Origin of the sequence: Actinomadura sp. 1N219, from assembly GCF_044326405.1 — a bacterium.
Lineage (GTDB): Bacteria > Actinomycetota > Actinomycetes > Streptosporangiales > Streptosporangiaceae > Spirillospora.
Map to the genome: position 1 here is coordinate 138291 of NZ_JBIRAY010000010.1, position 23734 is coordinate 162024.

Below are 23734 nucleotides of genomic sequence, written 5' to 3' on the forward strand. Positions count from 1 at the left end.
TGGCCTTGCGTACTGTTGGGGAAGCACGGGAGAACGCCGGACGAGGGGGAGGGGCGGCGATGCGGCCGATCACGGATCTGCGGCGGCGCGTGGCGCCGTTCGAGGTCGTCACCGAGATGACGCCGTCGGGCGACCAGCCGCAGGCGATCGCCGAGCTCACGACCCGCATCGAGGGCGGCGAGAAGGACGCGGTGCTCCTCGGCGCGACCGGCACCGGCAAGACCGCCACGATCGCGTGGCTGGTGGAGAAGGTGCAGCGGCCCGTCCTGGTCATGCAGCCGAACAAGACCCTCGCCGCGCAGTTCGCCAACGAGCTGCGCGAGATGCTGCCGAACAACGCCGTCGAGTACTTCGTCTCGTACTACGACTACTACCAGCCCGAGGCGTACATCCCGCAGACCGACACCTACATCGAGAAGGACTCCTCGATCAACGACGAGGTCGACCGGCTCCGGCACTCGGCCACCAACTCGCTGCTCACCCGCCGCGACACCGTCGTCGTCGCGTCCGTGTCCTGCATCTACGGCCTCGGCACGCCGCAGGAGTACGTCGACCGCATGGTCCGCCTCAACGTCGGCCAGGAGATCGAGCGGGACGACCTGCTCCGCCAGCTCGTCGGCATGCAGTACACGCGCAACGACCTCGCGTTCACCCGCGGCACGTTCCGCGTCCGCGGCGACACCATCGAGATCATCCCGCAGTACGAGGAGCTCGCCGTCCGGATCGAGATGTTCGGCGACGAGATCGAGAAGCTCGCCACCCTGCACCCGCTCACCGGCGAGCTGATCACCGAGGACGAGGAGCTGTACGTCTTCCCCGCGTCCCACTACGTCGCCGGACCGGAGCGGATGGAGCGGGCCATCCGCGACATCGAGGCCGAGCTGGAGGACACGCTCGCCGTGATGGAGCGGCAGGGCAAGATGCTGGAGGCGCAGCGCCTCCGCATGCGCACCAGCTACGACGTGGAGATGATGCGGCAGGTCGGCACCTGCTCCGGCATCGAGAACTACTCCCGCCACATCGACGGGCGCGGCCCCGGCAGCGCCCCCAACACCCTCATCGACTACTTCCCGGAGGACTTCCTCCTCGTCATCGACGAGTCACACCAGACCGTCCCGCAGATCGGCGCGATGTACGAGGGCGACGCGTCCCGCAAGCGGATGCTGGTCGAGCACGGCTTCCGGCTGCCGTCCGCGATGGACAACCGTCCCCTGAAGTGGGAGGAGTTCCTCGACCGCATCGGGCAGACCGTGTACCTGTCCGCGACGCCCGGCACGTACGAGATGAACCGCGTCAAGGGCGACGTCGTCGAGCAGGTCATCCGCCCCACCGGCCTCATCGACCCCGAGGTCGTCGTCAAGCCCACCAAGGGCCAGATCGACGACCTCATCCACGAGATCCGCGAGCGCACCGAGCGGGACGAGCGCGTCCTCGTCACCACCCTCACCAAGAAGATGGCCGAGGACCTCACCGACTACCTCCTCGAACTCGGCATCCAGGTCCGCTACCTGCACAGCGAGGTCGACACGCTGCGCCGCATCGAGCTGCTCCGCGAGCTGCGCGCCGGCGAGTACGACGTCCTGGTCGGCATCAACCTGCTCCGCGAGGGCCTCGACCTGCCCGAGGTGTCCCTCGTCGCGATCCTGGACGCCGACAAGGAGGGCTTCCTGCGCTCCGAGACGTCCCTCATCCAGACGATCGGCCGCGCGGCCCGCAACGTGTCCGGCCAGGTCCACATGTACGCCGACACGGTCACCCCGTCCATGGAACGCGCGATCGACGAGACCAACCGCCGCCGCGCCAAGCAGCAGGCCTACAACGCCGAGCACGGCATCGAGCCGACCGCGCTCCGCAAGCGCATCGCCGACATCCTCGACTCCCTCGCCCGCGAGGACGCCGACACCGAGACCCTGATCGGCGGCGGCGGACGCCAGCAGAGCCGCGGCAAGGCCCCCGTCCCCGGCCTGGGGTCCCGCACCAGGGAAGCGGGCAGGCACGCCGCCGACCTCGTCGGCGAGCGCCCCCGCGAGGAGCTGGAGGCCCTCATCGAGCAGATGACCGCCCAGATGCACCAGGCCGCCGCCGACCTCCAGTTCGAGCTCGCCGCCCGCCTCCGCGACGAGATCAAGGAACTCAAGCGCGAACTCCGCGAGATGAAGGAGGCCGGCGTCAAGTGATCCCCGGGCGCTCACGTCTGGGGGAGCGGGGTCCGGGTCCGGGCACGGGTCCGGCGGAGGTAATAGGCGACGGTGGCGGCCGCCAGCAGCGGGCCCCAGAGCAGCAGCGGTCCGTAGGACGCGACGAACAGCCCGAGCCTCCACCCTTCGAGATGCACGGTGCTGCCGTCGGGTGCGGTGAACTCGTCGAAGGTCAGCGACATCGTCAGCGTCCCCAGGATGAGGACGGTCGCGCCCACGCCCGCGGGGATCACCGCGGCCAGGGTAGGCACCCTGCGTCCGCGCAGCAGCGGCACCCAGCGCGGGAACACCTCGCCCCACTGGCTGACCAGCCCGACGGCCAGGAACGCCAGCGCCTCGCTGAGGACGCTCAGCAGGATCGTGTAACCCCACATCGGCATCCAGCCGGGCACGTCCCCGCGCATGTCGTCGATGTCGCCCGTGAACGGGCCGATCGGAGCGCCGAAGCCCAGCGCGATCCGCCAGATGCCGGACGGCAGCACCACCAGGCTCGCGGCATAGGCCGCGATCACCGCCCACCGGGGGACGCCCTCGACCGTCCGCCCATGGATCCGGCGGACGCCTGACATCAGATTCGTCACCACTGCAAAGCCCTTTCGACCACGTGTGATCCGTCCAACGCAAGTGAACGGCCCGCACCCTGCACCGGGCCTCCCTCCCGGGCGTGATCCCGTTCCCCTCGCGGGGTGAGCGAGCCTCGTCCCGGCGGACGGCCAGCGGCGGACGACCAGCGGCGGACGATCAGCGGTGGCGGTCTGAGTCTGGCCTTGAGGGAAGGGGCGGGGCGCCGCGGGGACGACCTACGATCATGGGATGGGGTACGAGGTTCGGGCGGCGCGGCCGGGGGATCTGGCGGGGCTGCCGGCGATCGAGAGTTCCGGGGACGCGATGTTCGCGGAGATCGGCATCGTGTTCCCGCCCGGGCCGACCGTGGTGGAGCAGCTGATCGGGAAGGGCGGGGAGATCCTCGTGGCGGGCGATCCGCCGGTCGGGTTCGCGGCGGTGGAGCAGGTCGACGGGGCCGTCCACCTGGCGCAGATCTCGGTGCGCGGCGACCTGGCCGGCCGGGGGATCGGCGTCCCGCTGCTGGAGGCGGTCAAGGCGCGGGCCGCCGCGGCCGGGTCGCCCGGCGTGAGCCTGCTGACGTTCCGGGACGTCCCGTGGAACGGCCCCTGGTACGCCGGGCACGGGTTCGCGGAGCTGCCCGAGGAGCGGTGGGGCCCGGAGGTCCGGTCGTACTGGGACGCCGAGGTGGAGGCCGGGCTGCACGAGTTCGGGCCGCGGCTCGTCATGTGGGCGCCACTCGGGAACCGGGAAGGCGGCGCGGGCGTCTCGGTCATGGACCCCGGAGGAGGACGATGATCAGCCCGGTGGCGTGGGTGCGGGACCGGCTCGGCGAGCGGGGCCTCGCGCTGGCCGTGCTCGCGGGACTGCTGGCGCTGGCCGTCGTCCCGCTGGTGGCGCTGCCGGCCGTGCGGTGCGAGGTGTTCGGCGCCGGCTGCCGCGAGCCGAGGCCGGAGATGCGCGCCGATCCGGTCGCGGCGAGGAAGGCGCCCACGCCGGTCGAGGCGGCGACGCGCGGCTCCTACGTGGCGCTGGGCGACTCGTACTCGGCGGGGCTCGGCGCGGAGGCGACCGTGGCGGACAAGAATCCGCTCGACCGGTGCCATCGGACGTCGAAGGCATACTACCACGAGGTCGCGCGGGCGTTCCGGTTCGCGAAGGGCGCCTCGTTCTGGGCCTGCTCCGGCGCCACCACCATCGACTTCCTGAACGGGCGGAGCGGCGAGCCGCCGCAGCTCGGCCGCATCACCCCCGACACGAGCCTCGTCACGTTGAGCATCGGCGGCAACGACGTCGGGTTCTCCCGGGTGCTCGCCGGCTGCGTCGTCAAGATGCCGTGGAGCAAGCGGTGCACCCGGCAGGGCGAGGACGTCGCCGGGCGGATGGCCGAGCTCCGGCGTAGCCTCCCCGGCCTGCTCGACAAGATCACCGCGCGGGCGCCGCGGGCGCGGGTGGTGCTGATGGGGTACCCGAAGGCGTTCTCCGAGGTCAGCGGCGTGGACGGGGACAACATCACCGTCGCCGACCAGCAGTGGCTGAACGCGCGGGCCTACGACCTGAGCCGCCTGATCCGCCAGTCCGCCCAGGAGGCCGACGCGCGCATCGCCGCACGGAACGGCCAGGGCAGCGTCGAGTTCGTCGACGCCTACAGCGCGTTCGCCGGCCACGAGGTGGGCAGCGGGGACGCCTACATGAACGGCCTGCTGCTGAACCTGTCGGCGTTCGCGGCCGAGCCGCGCAGCTACCACCCGACCATCGCGGGGCAGCGCGCCCTGGCCGGACTGTTCATCGAGCAGATCAAGAAGGGCCCCGGCCGCCCGCTGGCTTGAGGCCCGAGCGGGCCCGCCGACTCAGGTCCGCCGACCGGTCCGAGCGCCCGCCCGCTCAGGTCCGAGCGTCCGCTGGCTTGAGGCCGCGGTTCAGCGCGGGACGGCGCGTTCTACCGCGAGGGCCACGAGATCCTGGACGTCCTCGTCGGTGAACACACCCGGCAGGGTGAGGTGCTCGACGATCAGCCAGTTGAGGGCCAGGTAGAGCAGCCGCACCGTGGTGGCGTCGCCGGGCAGCCCGGACTCCAGGTGGTAGGCGATGTTGGCCTCGACGTCCGCGCGGACCCGCTCGGTCAGGACGGCCCGCAGCTCGGGACGCCGCGTCGCCTCCAGCCGCAGCTCCAGCAGCGCCAGGTAGCCGGTGCGGAAGTCGGAGATCCGGCCGACGACCTCGCGCAGCAGTTCGGTGACCCTGGCGAGGTCGCGCGGTCCTTCGAGCCGTCCGGCCAGGGTGGTCGCGTCCGGTTGCAGGCGCTCGTAGATCCGCCGTCCCGCCTGCGTGAACAGGTCGTCGCGGTTGGCGAAGTAGTTGGACGCGGTCCCGACGGGCACGCCCGCCTCGGCGTCCACGGCCCGGAACGTCAGCCCGCGCGCACCCTCCCTGGCCAGCACCTCGATCGCGGCGTCGACGAGCGCCGCCCTCCGCTCCACGTTCCTCCGCACCTTGACACCACTCCGTCCGTAGTACTACATTCAAACCACTCCATATAGAGTACTACGAACGGAGCGTCGATATGCGAAAGCTCGTCTACTACGTCGCCGTCAGCATCGACGGCTACATCGCGGGACCTGGCGGCGAGTTCGACTTCTACCCGCTCGGCGACGACATGGCGGCCTGGATCAACGAGCGCTATCCGGAGACCCTTCCCACGCACGTCCGCGCCCATGTCGGCCTGGAGGGCGCGCCGAACAAGCGGTTCGACACGCTCGTGATGGGCCTCGGCACCTACCAGCCCGCGCTCGACATCAACGTGACCAGCCCGTATGCGCACCTCCGGCAGTATGTCGCGTCCACGACGCTGGAGGAGATCGCCGACCCGTCCGTGGACCTGGTCAGGGACCCGGTCGGGATCGTCCGCGAACTCAAGGCCGAGGACGGCGACATGGACGTCTGGCTCTGCGGCGGAGGGAAGCTCGCCGGCGCTCTCCTGCCCGAGATCGACGAACTGATCGTCAAGAGCTATCCGGTCGTCGCCGGGACGGGCATTCCCGCCTTCGACGGCGAGTTCCGTCCGACGCTCTTCACGCCCACCCAGCGGGAGTCGTTCGGCAACGGCGCCCAGGTCACCTGGTTCACCCGCGCTTCGTAGGCTGGACGGCGGTACTCCCGTCGATTGGGGACCATCATGGCCGTCACAATGGCGCTCGCCGGAGACACCATGCTCGGACGCGGCGTGGCGGACGAGATCGCCATGTCCGGTCCGCACGGCCTGTTCTCCGGCGGCGTCCGCGCGGCGTTCGCGGAAGCGGATCTCGCGGTCGTGAACCTGGAATGCTGCGTATCCGACCGCGGCAGGAAATGGGAGGCGCCGGGCAAGCCGTTCCATTTCCGGGCGCCCCCGAATGCCGCCGAAGCCCTCACCGACCTCGGCGTCGACTGCGTGACCCTCGCCAACAACCATGCGCTCGACTACGGACCGGACGCGCTGCAGGACTCCCTCGACATCCTGGGACAGGCGGGCATCGGCTGCGTCGGCGCGGGCACCGATGCCGAGGACGCGTGGCAGAGCGTCGCACTGGAGGCCGGAGGCGTGCGGGTCGCGGTGGTGGGCGTCACCGACCACCCGTCCGACTTCGCCGCGGGGCCGGGCCGCCCCGGCGTCGCCCATGCCGACCTGGAGGAGGGCGTGCCCGGCCACCTGCTGGAGCAGATCGGACGGCTCCGCGCCGTGAACGACGTCGTGCTCGTCCTGCCGCACTGGGGCCCGAACATGACGCAGGAGCCGCTGCACTACGTCCGGCGCGCCGCCAAGCGACTCCTGGACGCCGGCGCGACGCTCATCGCGGGGACCTCGGCGCACGTCTTCCAGGGCGTGGCCTGGCCCGTCATCTTCGACATGGGCGACTTCATCGACGACTACGCCATCGACGAGCGGCGCCGCAACGACCTCGGGCTGCTGTTCCTGATCACGCTGGACCGCACGGGCCCGTCCCGGATCGAGGCGGTGCCGCTGCACCTCGACCACTGCCGCACCCGCCTCGCCGTGGACGCCGACCACCGCTGGATCACCGAACGCTTCACCCGCACCTGCGCCGCCTTCGGCACGCGCGTCGAGACCCGGGACGACCGGCTGGTCATCCACGCCCCGCGGTCATAGGGGATCGCCGAGCGGCCCGTACTCGTCCACCAGCGCGTCGGCCCAGTGGGCGGCGAAATCGGGCTGCGTGCCGTCGACGTCGGTGAACCCGTACTCCTTGTACAGGCCCCACGTGGCGAGGGCCCGCCCGGTCTTGGCCATGACGCCGGGGTCCGCGGCCAGGGCGGCGACGGCCCGTCCGACGTAGGCGGGAGTCTCGGAATACGCGAAATGCGGGTCCTTGGCGATGGCGTCCCGCCAGTTCTCCTCGGTGACGCCGAAATGGTCGAGGACGGCCTCCGACCGCAGGAAACCGGGCGAGACGGCCACGGCCGCGACACCCTGCGGCTTCAGCTCCGCGGCCTGCGCGAACGCCAGCCGGATCACCGCCGACTTCGCGAGGTCGTAGAAGAACGAGCCGCGGTAGCGGGCCGTGTTGCCGTCCGTCACCTCCACCACGAGGCCCCGGGCGCGCGCGACCATCAGCGGAAGCGCGAACCGGCTGGTGATCACGTGCGTCTCCACGGCCTGCCGCAGCAGCCGCAGCCCGGTGTCGAGGTCCTGCTCCCACAGCGGATGCTCCCAGTCGGTCAGCGGGTCGCCGCCCCACACGGAGTTGACGAGCACGTCGAGCCGCCCGTCCTGATCCGCCGCGATCCGGTCGACCAGCGCGCGGACCTCGTCCGGACGGCTGTGATCGGTGCGGACGGCGATCCCCGTCCCGCCCGCCGCGGTGACCTGCGCGGCGGTGTCCTCGATGGTCTCCGGGCGTCCGAGATCCGAACTCGCGGACCCGCTGCTGCGGCCCGTCACGTACACGGTCGCGCCGGCGGCCCCCAATTGGACGGCGATGCCCCGTCCGCCCCCTCGGGTCCCGCCCGCGACCAGGGCCACGGCGCCGCTCAGCGGACGCTTCTCCACAGTCATGTCTTCCTCCGAACGTGTGGTGCCAGCACAGTGTCGATCTCGTGTTCGACCCGCTCCGCGAGCGTCCCCTGACGGTCGAGCGCCCAGGTCAGCCCGGCCCCGGCGACGGCCGCCTGCACTGATCCGGCCAGCGTCGCGGCGTCCGTCCCCTCCTGCAGCTCACCGTCGGACGCGGCCTCTTCTAGCAGCAGCTCGATCGCCCGGCGCTGGGCCTGGTGCATCGCCAGGGCGTGCTCGTAGAACTCCGGATCGGTGAGGTCCATGCAGAGGAAGGCCAGATGGTTGGCGTACGTCTGGGGCGTGGCGACGTCCGACGTCGACTCCCGGGCCAGCGCGAACACCGCGGCCAAGGCCGAATCCTGCCCTTTGCGCGCCCGCTCCTGCAGCGCACTCGCGTCCTGGACGGACCGGGCCGCCAACGCCAGAAGCAGCCCGCGCTTGGACCCGAACCGCTGGACGAGCGTCCCCGGCACCAGCCCCACCTCGTCGGCGACCGCGGAGAGGGTCAGCTTCGCCGGACCCACCCGCCCGACCACCTCGACCGCCGCCCGCAGGATCACCGCGTCATCGACCCCTCGCGGCCGTCCCGCCATCCCGCATCCCTCCATTAGTAAATGAACATACATTTATTAAACCACACTGACGACCAGCTCATCGTGAGAGGATGCCGCGACCAGGCGGTTCGTCGAGTGGATCGGGGAGCTCTGGATGGAGCAGGCTCAGCCGGACGCCGGGGAGGCGGAGGCCCGGGAGCCGGACGCCGGGGAGGCGGACGGCCGGTCGGCCTGGACGCGGGGACGGGTGCTCGCCGCGTTCTCGGCCGTGACGGCCGGATTGCTGGTGTTCCATCGGGCCGTGCCCAACGGCGTGGGCCGTCTGGGAAGCCTGCTGGAGACATTCCTGCCCTGGCTGGGCCTCGTGGTCATCGTGTTGCTCGTCCTGGCGTTGCTGCGCCGGTCGGCCACGGCGCTGTTGGCTCTGCTACTGCCGGTGGCGGCTTGGACGTACCAGTTCGGTGGCCTGCTCCTCCCCGCGGACGAGTCGGGCACGCACGGCTTGGTGGGCACGCATGGCCTGGTCGTCGTCCAGCACAACGTCAGCGATGTGAACCCTGACCCAGCCCGCACGGCTCGCACGCTGGCCGACGCCAAGCCGGACCTCATCGCGATGGAGGAACTGGAGCCCCCGGCGCTGCCCGCCTATGAGAAGACCCTCGCCTCGGGCTACCCGTACCACGCGGTTCAGGGCACGGTCGGCCTGTGGTCTAGGTATCCGCTGATCGACGTCCGGCTGCTGGACATCAAGCCCCCTGGGATCGCGGAGACCTGGAGCCGCGGGCTGCGGGCCGTGGCTCATACGCCGAACGGCCAGGTCGCCGTGTACGTCGCGCATCTGCCCTCGGTCCGCGTCCGGGCGAGCGGCCTGGCGTCCGCCTTGCGGGACGAGAGCGCCGATCGATTGGGGAAGGCCATCGCGGCGGAGAACGTGAAAACGGTGATCTTGCTGGGCGACCTCAACGGCACGGTCGACGACCGCGGGCTGTCCCCGCTCACCGAACGGCTGGACGAGGCGGAGCGGGGCCTGGCCTTCAGCTTCCCCGCGTCCTTCCCGCTGGCCAGGATCGACCAGGTCATGGTCCGTTCGGCGACCGTCCGCCACATCCGCGCCCTGCCCGCCACCGGCAGCGACCACCTCCCGGTCGCCGCCCACATCACCCTGGACTGAGCAAGCGACCACTCATCTGCCGGGTGGCGAGGAACTTCATCTGCCGGGTGGCGAGGAACCCGCATGCCCGGCCAGCGCCGGATGGGCGTTGGCCGGGCGTGGGGTTCGTTCGGCGACGCCTGGGCCTATTCGTCCTGCTTGAGCTGGATGATCTGGAGGTAGTTGCCATCCGGGTCCGCGAACGTCCCGAAGCGGCCGGCCGGTCGATCCGCGACGGGGGCGACCCAGTCCACCTCCGCCGCCCGCAACTGCGCCTCGACGGCGTCGAAGTCGTCCACGTGGAAGTTGAGGATCGTCCGGCCAGGCTCGTTGTTCTTCGTGTCGACGTCGTCGCGCTGGTCGATGACCAGCAGGATGCCGCCGAGGTCGATCGGCCCGTCGCCCTCGTGCTCCGGGGCGAGCGCCTTGCGGTACCAGTCGCGCAGTTCCGCGGGCCGGGTGGTGCCGAGAAGGATGCTGCCGGCTTTCGGGGTGATCTTTCCAGCTACTTGCGTCATGCAAGTAACCGTAACCTGGGCGCTTTCATGACGCAAGCGCCCTCGGTAGGCTGGAGCGCATGCTGGGGAAGACCTACGACTCACAGGTGTGCTCGATCGCCCGCGCCCTGGAGGTGATCGGCGAACGCTGGAGCCTGCTGATCGTTCGCGACGCCGCGTTCGCGGGAGCGACCCGATACAGCGACTTCCAGCGCCGCCTGGGCGTCGCGTCCAACATCCTCAAGGCCCGGCTCGACGGCTTCGTCGAGGCCGGGATCATGCGGCGGCACAGGTACTCCGAGCAGCCCGAACTGTACGAGTACCTGCTGACCGACAAGGGGCGCGCGCTCGCGCCCGCGCTGGTGGCGCTCTCCGAGTGGGGCGACCGGTGGGCGACCGACGGGGAGCCGCCGATCCTCTACACCCACTCGGTGTGCGGCGCCGGAGTCACCCAGCAGACGGAGTGCGCCCATTGCGGCCGCGTGGACGACCCGGCCGAGATCCAGGTCACGATCGGGCCCGGCATGCCCCCCGAGCGCATGCCGAACCCCGAGCGCAGACCGAACCAGGATTGAGCTTCGGCGCGGTCAGTCCGCGGTGGTGATGGCGTTGAGGCGGTCCACGGCGGTGGCGAAGTCGTCCACCATGTCGTAGACGACCTGGCGGGCGGGCTTGACGGTGTTCATCAGGCCGACGCACTGGCCGACGAAGTAGTTCGCGAGCGCGCGGGCGCCCGGGTTGCCGGACTCGGCGATCTTGGTGATCTGCCGCATGGCGCCCTCGGCGACGATCATCTGGAGCGGCATGCCGAGCGGGCCTGGGCTGGACGGGGCCTCCCACTCGTCCGTCCAGGCGGAGCGGAGCTGGCGGGCGGGCTTGCCGGTGCGGGAGCGGGAGCGGACCGTGTCGCGGGACGTGGCGGCGAGCATCTTCTCCTTGACGGCCGGGGACGTCTCCGCCTCCTCGGTGGTGAGCCAGACGGAGCCGCACCACACGCCGGACGCGCCGAGGGCCAGCGCGGCGGCCATCTGGCGTCCGGTGGCGATGCCGCCCGCGGCGAGGACGGGCGCCGGCGCGACGGTGTCGACCACCTCCGGGACCAGGACCATCGTCGAGATCTCGCCGGTGTGGCCGCCCGCCTCGCCGCCCTGCGCGACGATCAGGTCCGCGCCGGCGGCGACCTGGCGGCGGGCGTGCTCGGACGTCCCGACGAGCGCCGCGACCGGGATCCCGGCCGCGCGCGCCTTCTCCACCATGAGCGGGGGCGGGGTGCCGAGGGCGCTGGCGATGAGGCCGATCGGGTGGGCGAGGGACACGTCGATCAGCTCGGTCGCGCCCTGCCGCGTGACCTGCGTGCCGCCGCGCGCGTTGGAGCGCTTGGCCTGCTCGAAGTCCGGCAGCGGGACGTCGTACTTGGCGAACAGGCCGGCGAGGAACGTCCAGTGCTCGTCGGGGATGGCGGCGAGCATGGCGTCGAGGCCGCCGCCGCCCTCCGCCGACTTGTCGATCTTGCCGGGGACGAGGACGTCCACGCCGTAGGGGCGGCCCTGCACGTGGTCGTCGATCCAGCGCAGCTCTTCTTCGAGCCGGTCGGGGGTGTAGGCGACGGCGCCGAGGACGCCGAAGCCGCCCGCGTTGGTGACGGCCGCGACGACGTCCCGGCAGTGGCTGAAGGCGAACAGCGGGAACTCGATGCCGAACCGCGCGCAGACCTCGGTGTTCATGCCCCGACGCTAAACGACCGAACGCTATTCGGTCTAGGGGTGGGCCGGGGCGTCCGGCGCGGCCGGGGCGTCCGGGGCGGCCGGGGAGGGCGGGCGGAACAGGACGTACGACTCGCCCTCGTCCGGGTGGACGAAGGCGGCCCGGAGGGGGAGGCCCTCGCGCAGGTCGTCGCGGTCGGCGCCGTCCAAGCGGGCGTGCAGCCACGGGCCCTCCGCCAGCTCGACCAGCGCGAGGCAGGCCGGCGGCTCGCCGGGGCGGTGGACGATCGTCCAGGTCACGAGGGACGCGTCGCCGCTCGCCTCGGCCCAGCCGGGGTCCTCGTCGCCGCAGCCGGGGCAGCCGGACGCGTCCGGCGCCAGCCAGCGGTCGCAGGACGCGCAGCGCCTGACGACCAGGCGGCCGGCGGCGGCGCCGTCGAAGAACGGGTCGGTCCGGCCGTCGCGCCGGAGAACGCCGATGCGCATGGCTAGGTCCCCTTCGCGTGCGGGCTGACGATCAGCGTGGAGTGGTGGTCGAGGATGCCGCCGTTGCCGCTGACCAGGATCACGTCCGTGGACGGGGCCTGCCGCTCGCCGCCGTCCCCGCGCGCCTGGATCACGGCCTCCGACAGCGGCGTCATGCCCCACATGTAGTAGGCGGACAGCTGGCCGCCGCCGGTGTTGGTCGGCAGCGACCCGCCGGGCCCGAGCGCGCCGGACGCGGCGAACGCGCCGCCCTCGCCCTTGGCGCAGAACCCGTAGTCCTCCAGCGACACGAGGACCGTGTAGGTGTAGCAGTCGTACAGCTCGCAGACGTCGACGTCCGAGACCGTGACCCCGGCCATCTTCATCGCCGCCGCGCCCGACGCGGCGGCGCCCGTCGTCAGGCCGAAGTCGCTGCCGCGCTCCTTGCGGTGCCCGGGATGCCCCTGCCCCCACCCCCACACGTGGACGGGCGGACGCGCCAGATCGCGGGCCCTGTCCGCGCTGGTCACGATGACGGCGACGGCCCCGTTGGACACGAGGCAGCAGTCGAGGAGGTGCAGGGGCTCGGACACCCAGCGGGAGTTCTGGTGATCGTCGAGGGTGATCGGATCGCGCATCTGGGCGAGCGGGTTGCGGGCCGCCCAGTCGCGGGTCGAGACGGCGATCGCGCCGAGCTGCTCGCTGGTGGTGCCGTAGCGGGCCATGTGCCGCTGGGCCGCCAGGGCGTAGTACGAGTTCACGCTGCGGAGGCCCAGCGCGGCCGTCATCCCGCCGAAGCCGTACCATTCGCGGGCCTCGCGGTTGTAGGCCGAACCGGCCGGCTGCTTCGGCTTCAGCGGCGCGTCGGCGAAGACGCAGGCGACGGTGCTCGCCGAGCCGCTCAGCACCGACATCGCCGCGTGCGACACCATCGCCCCCGCGGTCGCGCCGAACGAGTTGAGCTGGGCGAGCAGGCGCAGGTCGCGGAGCCCGAGGGTTTCGGCCAGCTCGATGCCGGGGGAGCCGCTCATGCCGTGGCTGACGAGCAGGCCGTCCAGGTCGCCGGGGGTGAGGCCCGCGTCGGCGACGGCGAGCCGCACCGCGTCGGCGGCGAGCCGCCGGGGGCTCCGCCCGTACACCTTGCCGAGCTCGGTCATGCCGAGCCCCACGATCGCAGCGTTCATCGTCCCCCCACCGTACCGAACGCCATTCGGCCCGGACGTGGTCAGGACCGCCCGGCGGAAGCGCGCCGTCCGGCGGAAGCGCGCCGGCCGGCGAAAAAGCGGGCCGCCCGCGCCCCCGGGGCGACGGGGACGCGGGCGGCGGGTTCGGAACGGCCCGTCAGGACGCCAGGACGGCCTGCAGGAAGTCCCGGGTGCGCTGCTCGGACGGCTCGCCGAAGATCTGGTCCGGCGGGCCCTCCTCGACGATCTGGCCCCCGTCGAACATGAGGACCCGGTCGGAGATGTCCTTGGCGAAGGTCATCTCGTGGGTGACGCACAGCAGGGTCAGGTCGCTCTGCCGGGCGATGTCGCGCAGCAGGTCCTGGACGCCGACGACGAGCTCCGGGTCCAGCGCCGAGGTGACCTCGTCCAGCAGCAGCACCCGCGGCTGCATCGCGAGCGCCCGCGCGATCGCCACCCGCTGCTGCTGGCCGCCCGACAGCTGCGACGGATGCGAGTTGATCTTGTCGCCGAGCCCGACCAGGTCCAGCAGATCCCGCGCACGTTCGACCGCTTCGTCCTTGGACACCCCGAGCACCCGCACCGGCCCCTCGGTGAGGTTGCGCAGCACGTTCATGTTCGGGAACAGGTTGAACTGCTGGAACACCATGCCGACCTGCTTGCGCATCTCGTGCAGGTGCTTCTGGTTGGCCGGGACGCGCTTGCCGCCGCGCTCCATGTGCCACAGCGTCTCGTCGCCGATCCAGATGAGGCCCTCGTCGAGCTTCTCCAGCGTCATCAGCAGCCGCAGGATGGTGGTCTTGCCCGATCCGCTCGGCCCGATGAGCGTCACCCGCTCGCCCGGCGCCACGGTGAAGTCGAGCTCGCGGAGCACCACGTTGTGGCCGAACCGCTTGATCACCTTCTCGAAGCGGATGCCCGGCGCCTCACCGCGCGGCAGCGGCGCCGCGGCGGTTTCGCCCTTCTCCGTGGAGACGCCCTTCTCCGTGGTCACGTCCTTCTCCGTGGTCACGTCCTTCTCGGTCGATGCGCCGCCGGCGTCGTCGGGCGTGGGGGATTCCGGTTCGGTGTCAGTTGGTGGCATAACGCCTCTCCAAGCGGCGGACGAGTATCGAGGATATGACGCTGACCACGACGAACAACAGGCCGACCATCGTGATCGGCTCCAGGAACTGCAGGGACTTCGAGCCCACCTGGGTGGCGGTGAAGAGCAGTTCCGAGACGTTGATCGCCAGCAGCATCGGCGAGTCCTTGAACATCGCGATCAGGTAGTTGCCGAGCGTCGGGATCACCCGGCGGATCGCCTGCGGCAGGATCACGTCCAGCCACACCCGCGACCGCGGCAGGTTCAGCGCGGTGCACGCCTCCCACTGCCCCTTCGGGACGTCGGAGATCCCGGCCCGGTACACCTCGGCGGTGTAGGTCGAGTAGTGGATCCCGAGCGTGACGATCCCGGCGGTGAGCGACCCGATCGTGACGCCCCACGCGGGCAGGACGAAGAACACGAAGTACAGCTGCGGGATCAGCGGCGTCGACCGGATGAACTCGGTGATCCACCGGATCGCCTGGTTGAACGCCCGGCTCGGGGTGCGGCGCAGCAGCGTCCACACCAGCCCGAGGAGCAGGGCGATCACATAGCCGGCCAGCGTCGCGATGACGGTGTAGCGCAGCCCGTCGAGCAGGTCGGGGAGGATGTCCCCGGAGTACTGCCAGTCCCAGTCCATCAGCCGCCCACCCCCGCTCCGGGTGCGCCGGCCGCGATCGTGCCGAGGGACGGCTCACTGGGCAGCCTGCGGCCCAGCATGCGGTCCACGCGGCGTTCGGCGTAGCGGACGAACAGCTGCAGCACCTGCGCGATCACGAAGTACAGGACGAGCACCACCGTGAACGCCGCGACGGTCTCGCCGGTGCTGCCCTGGATGTTCTTCGACACGCGGGTCAGGTCGACCAGGCCGACCAGGGACACGATGGCCGTCCCCTTCATCAGCTCGATGATCAGGTTCCCGAACGGGGGCAGCATCAGCGCGAACCCCTGCGGCAGCAGCACCCGCCGCATCCGCTGGTACGGCGAGAAGTTCAGCGCCACCGTCGCCTCGTACTGGGCCTTCGGGACGGCGTTGATCGAGCCGCGGACCACCTCCGCGCCGTAGGCGCCGACGTTCAGGCCGAGCGCGAGGACCGCCGCGAACATCGTGGTGAACCGGAGCCCGATCAGGGGCAGCGCGTAGAAGAACCAGTACAGCAGCACCAGCGTCGCGTTGCCGCGGAAGAACTCCACGTACACCCGGTTCAGGACGCGCACCCACGCGTGGCGCGAGGTGCCCGCCAGCCCGAAGATCAGGGCGAGCACCAGCGCCACCGCGCCGCCGAGCAGGGTGAGCTTGATGGTGACCCATGCGCCGTCCAGCCACTGGTTGTAGCTGTCGAGGACGTCAACCACGGGTCAGCCCTGGCAGAACTTGGCGGCCGTGTCGCCCGCGGTGGGGATCTCCGCCTGGGTGAACCCGAAGGGCTGCAGGACCGGCAGCAGCTTGTTCTGCTGCTTGAGCTTGTCCAGTTCGCCGTTCCAGGCGTTCAGCAGGTCCGAGTCGGCCTTGCGGAACGCGAACGCGCCCGCGCCGAACTGCTCCTTGCCGTCGATGACCGGGGTGAACGGCTCGGTCACCTCGAAGCCCTCGCCCTGGTGCTTGGACTCCAGGTCGGCCAGCGAGATGCGGGTCAGCCAGATGCAGTCGATGCGCCCGGCCTTGAGGCCCTCGAAGGCGCTCGGCTGGTCGGCGTAGGTCTTGATGTTGCTCTTCTTGACCCCGGTCTTCTCCGCGTAACCAGCCTCGACCGCGCCGGTCATGACGCCGACCCGGACGCCCTTGGCGGCGGGGTCCTTGTCGCCCTTGAGGCCCTTGGGGTTGCCCTCGGGCACCATGAAGGCGCTCTTGGCGACGTACTCGGGGTTCGCGAACGCCGCCGAGGCGCAGCGCTCCGGTGTGATGAACATGCCGGCGGCGATCGCGTCGAACCGCTTGGCGTTCAGGCCGCCGATCAGGCCGCCGAAGTCGACCTGGACGCCCTTGACCTCGTCGATCCCGAGCTGCTTGAAGATGACGCGGGCGAGCTCGGGCGCCTCCCCGGTCAGCTTCCCCGACTTGTCGGTGTAGCCGTAGGGCGCCTCGTTGGCGAAGCCGACCGTGATCGTCCCGGCGTCCTTGGCCTTCTGCAGCGTGCCCCCGCCCGCCTTCTCCTCTTCCGGATCCGTCGTGGAGCAGCCCGCCGCGGCCAGCGGAACCGCGGCGGACAGCAGCACGGCGGTGCGCAGGAAGTCGCGTCTCGAGGAAGTCATCATCGAACTCCTGGATGTGTGAACCCCGCGCCCGCGGGGGGACCGGACGGCCCCCCGCGGGCGCGGGCCTGACGTGTGTGTCGGGTTATCGAATTGTTGTGTTCATTCAGCCGCCCACGGGAGTGAAGTCGCGGGCGCCGATGAACTCCGGACGCGGTGCGGGGGCGGAGAACGGCTCGACGCACGTGTTCTCGACGCTGTTGAACACGATGAACACGTTGGAGCGGGGGAACGGGGTGATGTTCCCGTTGGAGCCGTGCATGCAGTTGCAGTCGAACATGGTGGCAGAGCCCGCGGGCCCTGTGAACAGCTCGATCCCGTGCTTGTCGGCGAGGATCGACAGGCTCGCCGCATCGGGCGTCCCGATCTCCTGCCCGCGCAGGGACTCCTTGTAGTGGTCGTCCGGGGTCTCCCCGACACAGGCCACGAAGGTCTTGTGCGAGCCAGGCATGATCATTAGCCCGCCATTGTGCACGAAATTCTCGGTGAGCGCGATGGATATGCTCACCGCGCGCATCCGGGGCATGCCGTCCTCCGCGTGCCAGGTCTCGAAATCCGAGTGCCAATAGAAGTCCTTGCCAGTGAATCCTGGCTTGTAGTTGACCCGGCTCTGGTGCACGTAAACCTCCGAGCCGAGAATCTGCCTGGCCCGGCCCACCACGCGGGGGTCGCGGACGAGCCCGGCGAACACCTCGCTGATCTTGTGCACCTCGAAGATGGAGCGGACCTCGTCCGAGCCCCGCTCGGTGACCGTCCGCTCGTCGGCGAGGACCTGCGGGTCGGCCGACAGCCTGCGCAGCTCGGCGCGGTAGTCCTCGACCTCCTCGGGCGCGAGCAGCTGGTCGACGTCGAGGAAGCCGTTCGCCTCGAACGCGTCGAGCGTGGCGGCGTCGATCGGCCCGTCCCCGGGTTCGCCGTAGACGACCTGGTCCTGGCGGTACAGCAGGGCCGCCTCGGCGCACTTCCGGGTGGGGTAGGCGTCGTCGATCGTCGGATGGGACTCGATGATGCTCATGCGTCCTCCTCGGTCAGCAGCGGATACACCCCGTTCTCGTCATGGACCTCCCGCCCGGTGCAGGGCGGGTTGAACACGCAGACGGTCCGCACGTCCGTGTGAGCGCGCAGTGTGTGATGCTCGTGGCCGTCGAGCAGGTACATCACGCCCGGCTCGATCTTGTGCTTCTCGCCGGTCTCGTCGTTGGTCAGCTCCCCCTGGCCCTCGATGCAGTAGACGGCCTCGATGTGGTTCGCGTACCACATCTTGGTCTCGGTGCCCGCGTACAGGATCGTCTCGTGCAGCGAGAAGCCGACGCCCTCCTTGGCGAGCACGAACCGGCGGCTGCACCACGTCGGCGCCTGCACGTCGCGCTCGGTGCCGACGATCTCGTCAAGGGAACGAACGATCATGAATCTCCTCTTTCCGGGTGTGCCCGGGGCCGGGCCCGCGCGGGGCCCGGGGCGCCTCGGGCGGCGTGGACGGCTGGATGGACTGCTGGACGGGCTGGACGTGTGGTCGGCTTCGGCCGCCGAGGTCAGACGGCGACCTTCTGGCGGACGGCCTCCAGCGAGTCCGCGATGATCTCCAGGCCGCGGTCCAGCTCGGCCTCGGTCGTGGTGAGCGGCGGCAGCAGCTTGACCACCTCGCCCTCGGGGCCCGAGGTCTCCATCAGCAGCCCGCGCCCGAACGCCTCGGTGCACACCTTCGGCGCCATCTCGGCGTCGTTCATCACCAGGCCCCAGGCGAGGCCGCGGCCGCGGACGCAGTCGACGGCGCCGGCGTGCGCGAGCGCGATCGACTCCAGCGCCGCCTGGACCTGCTGGCCCTTGGCGATCGTCTCCTTCTCCAGGCCGTCGCCGGTCCAGTAGTCCTCCAGCGCGGCGACGGCGGTGACGAACGCGGGGTTGAAGCCGCGGAAGGTGCCGTTGTGCTCGCCCGGGTCCCACACGTCCAGGTCCCGCTTCATCAGCGTGATCGCCAGCGGCAGGCCGTAGCCGCTGAGGGATTTGGACAGGCAGACGATGTCCGGGACGATCCCCGCCTCCTCGAAGCTGAAGAACGGCCCGGTGCGGCCGCAGCCCATCTGCACGTCGTCGACGATGAGGAGGATGTCGTGGCGGCGGCACAGGTCCTGGAGGCCGCGCAGCCACTCGGCGGTGGCGACGTTGATGCCGCCCTCGCCCTGCACGGTCTCCACGATCACGGCGGCGGGCTTGTCCAGGCCGCTGCCGCTGTCGTCGAGCATCGTCTCGAAGAGCAGGAAGTCGGGCGTCCGGCCGTCGAGGTAGTTGTCGTACGGCATCGCGACGCCGTGGCCGAGCGGCACGCCGGCGCCGGTGCGCTTCATCGAATTGCCCGTGACGGCGAGCGCGCCGAGCGTCATCCCGTGAAAGGCATTGGTGAAGCTGACGACGGTCTCGCGGCCGGTGTACTTGCGCGCGAGTTTCAGCGCGGCCTCGACCGAGTTGTTGCCCGCGGGGCCGGGGAACTGCACCTTGTAGTCGAGCCCCCGGGGCCGGAGCACGTACTCGTTGAATCGTTCCAGGAAGTCGCGCTTGGCCGTCGTGTACATGTCGAGACTGTGCACGACCGCGTCCTCGGCGAGATAGTCGAGGAGCCGGCGTTTCAGTTGCGGGTTGTTGTGCCCGTAGTTGAGCGTTCCCGCGCCGGCGAAGAAGTCCAGGTAGGTTTTGCCGTTCTCGTCGGTCATGTGACTGCCGCGCGCGGTGGTGAACACCGTGGGCCAGCCTCGGCAGTATCCGCGGACTTCCGATTCCAAGCGGGCGAAGACGTCCATTTTCTGCCTCCAGGCAGGTCGGTGGGGGAGCGGACGGGGGAGTCGAACGGTCAGTTCGCGTCGGCGATCGGGCCGATCCTGAAGAGCACCTCGGGCTCGTGTCCCCCCTCGGGGAAGTGCTCCGCGCCGAACAGCGGGCTGCGGGCGACCTCGCACCCGCGGCCTCGCGCGAACGCTTCGAACATCGCGGTGGAAGCGGTGTTGTCCGGCGTGACCGTCGCCTCCATGTACCGGTGGCCGCGCGGGGCCAGGCGGTCGGCGAGGCGGTCGAGCATGCGGTGGGCGAGGCCCCGGCCACGGTGGTCGCTGCCCACGGCGACCTGCCACACGAAGAACGTGTCGGGCCTGGCGGGGCGGACGTATCCGGTGACGAATCCGCAGGGGACGCCTGCGTCGCGGGCCACCACGGAAGTGTCCGCGAAATCGCGGCACCAAAGCGTGTAGCTGTAAGGCGAGTTGACGTCCAGGACCCGCGATTCGCGGGCGAGCCGCCAAAGCTCCGGACCGTCGGAGAGGCGGGGCTCCTGGAGTTGCACGTCCTCGTTCGTCTCGCTCGCGCCGTGGCGCCGGGTCGGTGTTTCCAGGGGTTGCGCTGCCATGTCCAGGCAACTTAGCGAATCTCGGCCCGTGATCGCAGAGGAATGTTATCAGCGAGATGTTTAGCCGCGTACCGCACTGGGTAGGGTTAATCGCTTTGCCGAATTCGGTGCAATTCCGCAGGGGCCCGCGCGAGCGATTGTCCGCTTTTCCCCGTGATACGCAGGCGGTACTGCCGACTTCGGCGACGGCGCCGCCGGGACGCTTCCTGAACGCCACCTTAATGTTCCGTCGTGAAGCGGCGAGGCGTTTTGTGTATCGGTTGTGTGAGGTAAGTCACTCATATTTCATGTCAACGCGTCCGGTGCGGCGGGCGTCACGTCGCATCGGGCGAGGTCGTCCGGTCGCGGGCGTGCTGGGACGGGTGTGGGCCAAGACGTTGGCGCGGGCCCTGTGAGGTCGGGACCGCTGACCATCAAGGGGCATGTTTACCTGCCCGGAGGTAAGACGTGGGTAGCTCAAAAGTAAGAATCACGGCATTTCGGTCCGCTGATAAGGCGGGCGGGCCGGGAGCGACCACGCGCCCGGCCCGCGGTTACGGCCCTGCCGCCACCGGTTTTCCGGCATGTTCGCTTTAAGGTTCTCGCCGGGCGGGAGCCCGCCCGTCCTATCCGGTCACGGTTTGCCGGCGAATCGGTCGGTCGCCTCGATCAGCCGGTGCAGGATGCCCGGCTCGCTGTAGGCGTGCCCGGCGTCGTCCACGATGTGGAAGTCCGCCTCGGGCCAGGCGCGGTGCAGGTCCCACGCCGTCGCGACCGGCGTGCACACGTCGTAGCGGCCCTGGACGATCACGGCCGGGATGTGGCGGATCCTGTCCACGTCCCGGATCAGCTGCTCGTCCTCGAAGAACCCCTCGTTGACGAAGTAGTGGTTCTCGATGCGCGCGAACGCCACCGCGTAGTCCGGCTCGGCGAACCCGCCCGCCAGCTCCGGGTCCGGCCGCAGCGTGATCGTCGAGCCCTCCCAGGTCGCCCACGCCTGGGCCGCGGCGATCCGCACGTCCCGGTCCGGGGACCGCAGCCGCTCCCCGAACGCCGAGATGAGGTCCTCCCGCTCGTCCTCCGGGATCGGCTCGACGTACTTCTCCCAGAGGTCGGGGAAGATCAGCGACGCGCCCTCCTGGTAGAACCAGTACAGCTCGAACGGCCGCAGCGTGAAGATGCCGCGCAGCACCAGCTCGGTCACCCGCTCCGGATGCGTCTGCGCGTACGCCAGCGACAGCGCGCTGCCCCAGCTCCCGCCGAACACCAGCCAGCGCTCGACACCGAGACGCTCGCGGAGCCGCTCCATGTCGGCGACCAGGTTCCAGGTGGTGTTCGCCTCCAGCGACACCTCCGGATCCTTCGCGTTCGGCAGGCTCCGTCCGCAGTTGCGCTGGTCGAACAGGACGATCCGGTACGCCTCCGGATCGAACTGCCGCCGGTGCCCGGCGTTGCAGCCGCCGCCGGGGCCGCCGTGCACCATCACGGCGGGCTTGCCGTCCGGATTGCCGCAGACCTCCCAGTAGATCTGATTGCCGTCGCCGACGTCGAGCAGCCCGGTCTCGTACGGCTCGATCGGCGGATACAAAGTGCGAAGCTCCATGGAGCGCGATTGTCCCACCCGCCCGCCGGATGTGACCCTTGGCACCGCCGGACCGGCCGTCAGGCCCTCGACCAGGCCTCCTGCGTGCGCGAACGCCGCGTGGCGGCCGAGAAAGTAAACCCCAAACTGGGCAAACGTTCCGCTGGTCGGGGCTAGAGTGCCTTCAGTGAGCGAAGCGATGAAGGCTCAGGGCCGGTAGCGGAGCGAACGAGATGTGCACACCCACCCCCGCGAACGCGGCCGAGCGCCGCCGGGCGAGGAGACACGTGAGCGAGATGACGAGCCGTCGGGCGAAGAACGCGGGCACGACGATGAGCAGAGCCATGCCGTCCATGTGGCTCCGAGCCGCGAGGCGGGGAGAGCAGTGAGCGAGCTGAACGGATCGGGCGGCTCCCGCGGCGTCCCGGACGCGGCGTCCCCCTGGCCCGCCCTGGGACGCGACCCGGGCCGCGCGCCCGAGGCGCCGGTGCCGGCCGCCCAGCAGCCGATCCAGATGGCCAAGCCCCAGCAGCCCGGCCAGCACGCCCAGCAGCCCGGCCGTCCGCGCGAGGGCGCGCGTCCCGACGTCGAGCAGCCCGAGGCGCAGCCGTGGGACATCGTCGAGCGGCTCCGCCAGATGGCCGACCTCATCGGCGACGCCCTCGCCGCCGGCGAGCGCAAGGTCAACGAGGCGCAGAGCGAGATCGCCCAGCAGGTCGCGGCCCTCACGGCGGAGAAGGAGTCCGCGCAGCGGGACGCTGCCGCCGCCTGGGGCGAGGTGCAGCGCGCCCGCGGCCAGGCCGAGCAGGCCGAGCGCCGCGCCGTCGAGGCCCAGAACGAGACGGCCCAGCAGATGTCCGCCGTCGCGGCGGAGAAGGAGTCCGCGCAGCGGGACGCCGCGGCCGCCTGGGGCGAGGTGCAGCGCGCCCGCGGCCAGGCCGAGCAGGCCGAGCGCCGCGCCGTCGAGGCGCAGAACGAGGCCGTCGCGCAGATCGGCGCGTTGCAGGGCGAGAAGGAGAACGCGCAGCGGGACGCGGCCGCCGCCTGGAACCAGGCCCAGCAGGGACGCGCCCAGGCCGACCAGGCCCGCGCCCAGGCCGACCAGGCCCGCGCGCAGCTGGAGCAGGTGCAGGCCCAGGTCGAGCAGGCCGAGCGCCGGGTCGCCGAGGCCGAGGCGACCGTCCGGCAGGCGATCCAGCAGCGCGACGCGATGAGCGAGGCCCGCGACGACGCGCTCCGCGCCGTCGAGGACGCCGTCACCGGGCGCCGCTCCGCCGAGGCCGAGCGCGACCGCGTCGCCGAGCAGGCCGCGGAGCTGTCCCGCGGGCTGGAGGCCGCGCACGCCGAGCTGTCCGCGCTGCGCGCGAAGCTCACCGACGCCGAGATGACCGCGCAGAACCTGCAGCACGCCGTCGTCGGCGCGGGCAAGGAGGCCGACGAGTCCCGCCGCCGCGCCGAGGTCGCCGAGCGCCGCGCCCAGGAGAACGAGCGCCGCGCCCAGGACGCCGACCGCCGGGCGCAGGACGCCGACCGCCGCGCCCAGGAGGCGATGGGACGGGCCGAGGCCGCCGAGGCCGAGCGCCAGCAGGCCCTCGACACCGCCTCGCAGTCCCTGGAGGCCGCCAAGAAGGCCGAACGGGAGCGCGACGGCAACGCCAAGGCCCGGGACGCCGCCGAACGGGCCCGCGAGGGCGCCGTCCAGGCCCAGGCCCGCGCCGAGTCCGAGCTGACCCTGGCCCGCGGCCGCGCCGACCAGGCGGGCAGAGAACGGGACAAGACCGTCGCGGCGATGCGCCAGCTGGCCGCCGAGCGCGACGCCGTCGCCGAGAAGCTCGCCGAGCGCGACCAGTGGGTCGACCAGCTCGCCCAGGCCGTCACCGAGCAGCGCGCGCAGATCGCCGAGCTGTCCCAGGAGCGCGACGCCGCCCGCAACGCCGCCGACCAGGCCCGCTCCCTGATCGACGAACTCACCCGCCAACTCCGCACCATCATGCCCGCGGGCTCCAACGCCCTACCCTCGTCCTTCGGGCCGTAAAGACCGCCCGTCCACACCGCCTTCGGTCGCGACAACCTC

General features: G+C 71.0%; 26 protein-coding genes. 8 read left to right on the top strand and 18 right to left on the bottom strand.

Annotation, left to right across the window (positions count from 1 at the left end):
* Positions 1 to 59 precede the first annotated feature (59 nt).
* Complete coding sequence (uvrB, locus tag ACH35V_RS27825; RefSeq protein WP_395976531.1) at positions 60 to 2177, top strand: excinuclease ABC subunit UvrB; 2118 nt, start codon at positions 60 to 62, stop codon at positions 2175 to 2177.
* An 11-nt stretch (positions 2178 to 2188) separates the two neighbouring features.
* Here uvrB and ACH35V_RS27830 read toward each other — a convergent pair whose 3' ends face one another.
* A complete protein-coding gene (locus tag ACH35V_RS27830; RefSeq protein ID WP_395976533.1) occupies positions 2189 to 2767 on the bottom strand; it encodes a hypothetical protein in 579 nt (192 codons plus the stop codon).
* Between the two features lie 244 nt (positions 2768 to 3011).
* Here ACH35V_RS27830 and ACH35V_RS27835 point away from each other — a divergent pair, with 244 nt between their 5' ends.
* A complete protein-coding gene (locus ACH35V_RS27835; protein WP_395976535.1) occupies positions 3012 to 3560 on the top strand; it encodes a GNAT family N-acetyltransferase in 549 nt (182 codons plus the stop codon).
* Positions 3557 to 4591: an SGNH/GDSL hydrolase family protein gene (locus ACH35V_RS27840; RefSeq protein WP_395976537.1), complete on the top strand. Its 1035-nt coding sequence runs from the start codon at positions 3557 to 3559 to the stop codon at positions 4589 to 4591. The genes ACH35V_RS27835 and ACH35V_RS27840 overlap by 4 nt, the downstream gene beginning before the upstream one ends.
* A gap of 90 nt (positions 4592 to 4681) precedes the next feature.
* Here the strand turns inward: ACH35V_RS27840 and ACH35V_RS27845 are convergent, their stop codons facing one another.
* Positions 4682 to 5254, bottom strand: coding sequence for a TetR/AcrR family transcriptional regulator (locus tag ACH35V_RS27845; RefSeq protein ID WP_395976539.1), 573 nt, complete (start codon positions 5252 to 5254; stop codon positions 4682 to 4684).
* 71 nt (positions 5255 to 5325) lie between these two features.
* Here ACH35V_RS27845 and ACH35V_RS27850 point away from each other — a divergent pair, with 71 nt between their 5' ends.
* On the top strand, positions 5326 to 5901 hold the full coding sequence (locus ACH35V_RS27850) for a dihydrofolate reductase family protein (RefSeq protein WP_395976541.1): 576 nt from the start codon (positions 5326 to 5328) through the stop codon (positions 5899 to 5901).
* 36 nt (positions 5902 to 5937) lie between these two features.
* The gene (locus ACH35V_RS27855; RefSeq protein WP_395976543.1) at positions 5938 to 6909 is read left to right on the top strand and encodes a CapA family protein; all 972 of its coding nucleotides are present in this window, start codon (positions 5938 to 5940) and stop codon (positions 6907 to 6909) included.
* Here ACH35V_RS27855 and ACH35V_RS27860 read toward each other — a convergent pair.
* Positions 6904 to 7815, bottom strand: a complete 912-nt coding sequence (locus ACH35V_RS27860; protein ID WP_395976545.1) for an SDR family oxidoreductase — start codon at positions 7813 to 7815, stop codon at positions 6904 to 6906. The two genes, ACH35V_RS27855 and ACH35V_RS27860, sit on opposite strands and share 6 nt — an antisense overlap.
* Positions 7812 to 8408 carry a TetR/AcrR family transcriptional regulator gene (locus ACH35V_RS27865; RefSeq protein WP_395976547.1) on the bottom strand — a complete coding sequence of 199 codons (597 nt, stop codon included), beginning with the start codon at positions 8406 to 8408 and terminating at the stop codon, positions 7812 to 7814. The genes ACH35V_RS27860 and ACH35V_RS27865 overlap by 4 nt, the downstream gene beginning before the upstream one ends.
* 115 nt (positions 8409 to 8523) lie before the next feature.
* Here ACH35V_RS27865 and ACH35V_RS27870 point away from each other — a divergent pair, with 115 nt between their 5' ends.
* Positions 8524 to 9540, top strand: a complete 1017-nt coding sequence (locus ACH35V_RS27870; protein WP_395976549.1) for an endonuclease/exonuclease/phosphatase family protein — start codon at positions 8524 to 8526, stop codon at positions 9538 to 9540.
* A 125-nt stretch (positions 9541 to 9665) separates the two neighbouring features.
* Here ACH35V_RS27870 and ACH35V_RS27875 read toward each other — a convergent pair whose 3' ends face one another.
* Entirely contained in the window at positions 9666 to 10037 is a 372-nt protein-coding gene (locus ACH35V_RS27875; RefSeq protein WP_395976551.1) for a VOC family protein, read from the bottom strand.
* Positions 10038 to 10096: 59 nt separating this feature from the next.
* On the opposite strand from ACH35V_RS27875, the gene ACH35V_RS27880 reads away from it, so the two are divergent.
* Positions 10097 to 10591, top strand: coding sequence for a winged helix-turn-helix transcriptional regulator (locus ACH35V_RS27880; protein WP_395976553.1), 495 nt, complete (start codon positions 10097 to 10099; stop codon positions 10589 to 10591).
* Positions 10592 to 10603: 12 nt separating this feature from the next.
* Here ACH35V_RS27880 and ACH35V_RS27885 read toward each other — a convergent pair whose 3' ends face one another.
* The 13 genes from ACH35V_RS27885 to ACH35V_RS27945 form a co-directional block, all read right to left on the bottom strand.
* Positions 10604 to 11740 carry an NAD(P)H-dependent flavin oxidoreductase gene (locus ACH35V_RS27885; RefSeq protein WP_395976555.1) on the bottom strand — a complete coding sequence of 379 codons (1137 nt, stop codon included), beginning with the start codon at positions 11738 to 11740 and terminating at the stop codon, positions 10604 to 10606.
* Between the two features lie 33 nt (positions 11741 to 11773).
* Positions 11774 to 12205: a Zn-ribbon domain-containing OB-fold protein gene (locus ACH35V_RS27890; protein WP_395976557.1), complete on the bottom strand. Its 432-nt coding sequence runs from the start codon at positions 12203 to 12205 to the stop codon at positions 11774 to 11776.
* A gap of 2 nt (positions 12206 to 12207) precedes the next feature.
* Entirely contained in the window at positions 12208 to 13368 is a 1161-nt protein-coding gene (locus tag ACH35V_RS27895) for a thiolase family protein (RefSeq protein WP_395976559.1), read from the bottom strand.
* 157 nt (positions 13369 to 13525) lie between these two features.
* Positions 13526 to 14452 carry an ectoine/hydroxyectoine ABC transporter ATP-binding protein EhuA gene (gene ehuA, locus ACH35V_RS27900; protein ID WP_395976561.1) on the bottom strand — a complete coding sequence of 309 codons (927 nt, stop codon included), beginning with the start codon at positions 14450 to 14452 and terminating at the stop codon, positions 13526 to 13528.
* A complete protein-coding gene (gene ehuD / locus ACH35V_RS27905; RefSeq protein ID WP_395976563.1) occupies positions 14439 to 15092 on the bottom strand; it encodes an ectoine/hydroxyectoine ABC transporter permease subunit EhuD in 654 nt (217 codons plus the stop codon). Before ehuD ends, ehuA begins: the two co-directional genes overlap by 14 nt.
* Positions 15092 to 15808, bottom strand: a complete 717-nt coding sequence (ehuC, locus tag ACH35V_RS27910; protein WP_395976565.1) for an ectoine/hydroxyectoine ABC transporter permease subunit EhuC — start codon at positions 15806 to 15808, stop codon at positions 15092 to 15094. Before ehuC ends, ehuD begins: the two co-directional genes overlap by 1 nt.
* A gap of 3 nt (positions 15809 to 15811) precedes the next feature.
* Positions 15812 to 16705: an ectoine/hydroxyectoine ABC transporter substrate-binding protein EhuB gene (gene ehuB, locus ACH35V_RS27915; RefSeq protein WP_395976567.1), complete on the bottom strand. Its 894-nt coding sequence runs from the start codon at positions 16703 to 16705 to the stop codon at positions 15812 to 15814.
* A gap of 106 nt (positions 16706 to 16811) precedes the next feature.
* Positions 16812 to 17720 (bottom strand): ectoine hydroxylase, encoded by a 909-nt coding sequence (gene thpD / locus ACH35V_RS27920; RefSeq protein WP_395976569.1) that lies wholly within the window; start codon positions 17718 to 17720, stop codon positions 16812 to 16814.
* Complete coding sequence (locus ACH35V_RS27925; RefSeq protein WP_131966709.1) at positions 17717 to 18112, bottom strand: ectoine synthase; 396 nt, start codon at positions 18110 to 18112, stop codon at positions 17717 to 17719. The genes thpD and ACH35V_RS27925 overlap by 4 nt, the downstream gene beginning before the upstream one ends.
* A gap of 125 nt (positions 18113 to 18237) precedes the next feature.
* Positions 18238 to 19500 carry a diaminobutyrate--2-oxoglutarate transaminase gene (gene ectB, locus ACH35V_RS27930; RefSeq protein ID WP_395976571.1) on the bottom strand — a complete coding sequence of 421 codons (1263 nt, stop codon included), beginning with the start codon at positions 19498 to 19500 and terminating at the stop codon, positions 18238 to 18240.
* 50 nt (positions 19501 to 19550) lie between these two features.
* Positions 19551 to 20099 (bottom strand): diaminobutyrate acetyltransferase, encoded by a 549-nt coding sequence (gene ectA, locus ACH35V_RS27935; RefSeq protein WP_395976573.1) that lies wholly within the window; start codon positions 20097 to 20099, stop codon positions 19551 to 19553.
* A 613-nt stretch (positions 20100 to 20712) separates the two neighbouring features.
* Entirely contained in the window at positions 20713 to 21681 is a 969-nt protein-coding gene (pip, locus tag ACH35V_RS27940) for a prolyl aminopeptidase (protein WP_395976575.1), read from the bottom strand.
* A 163-nt stretch (positions 21682 to 21844) separates the two neighbouring features.
* On the bottom strand, positions 21845 to 22015 hold the full coding sequence (locus ACH35V_RS27945) for a hypothetical protein (RefSeq protein WP_165969110.1): 171 nt from the start codon (positions 22013 to 22015) through the stop codon (positions 21845 to 21847).
* Between the two features lie 30 nt (positions 22016 to 22045).
* On the opposite strand from ACH35V_RS27945, the gene ACH35V_RS27950 reads away from it, so the two are divergent.
* Complete coding sequence (locus tag ACH35V_RS27950) at positions 22046 to 23695, top strand: hypothetical protein (protein ID WP_395976577.1); 1650 nt, start codon at positions 22046 to 22048, stop codon at positions 23693 to 23695.
* Positions 23696 to 23734 lie beyond the last annotated feature (39 nt).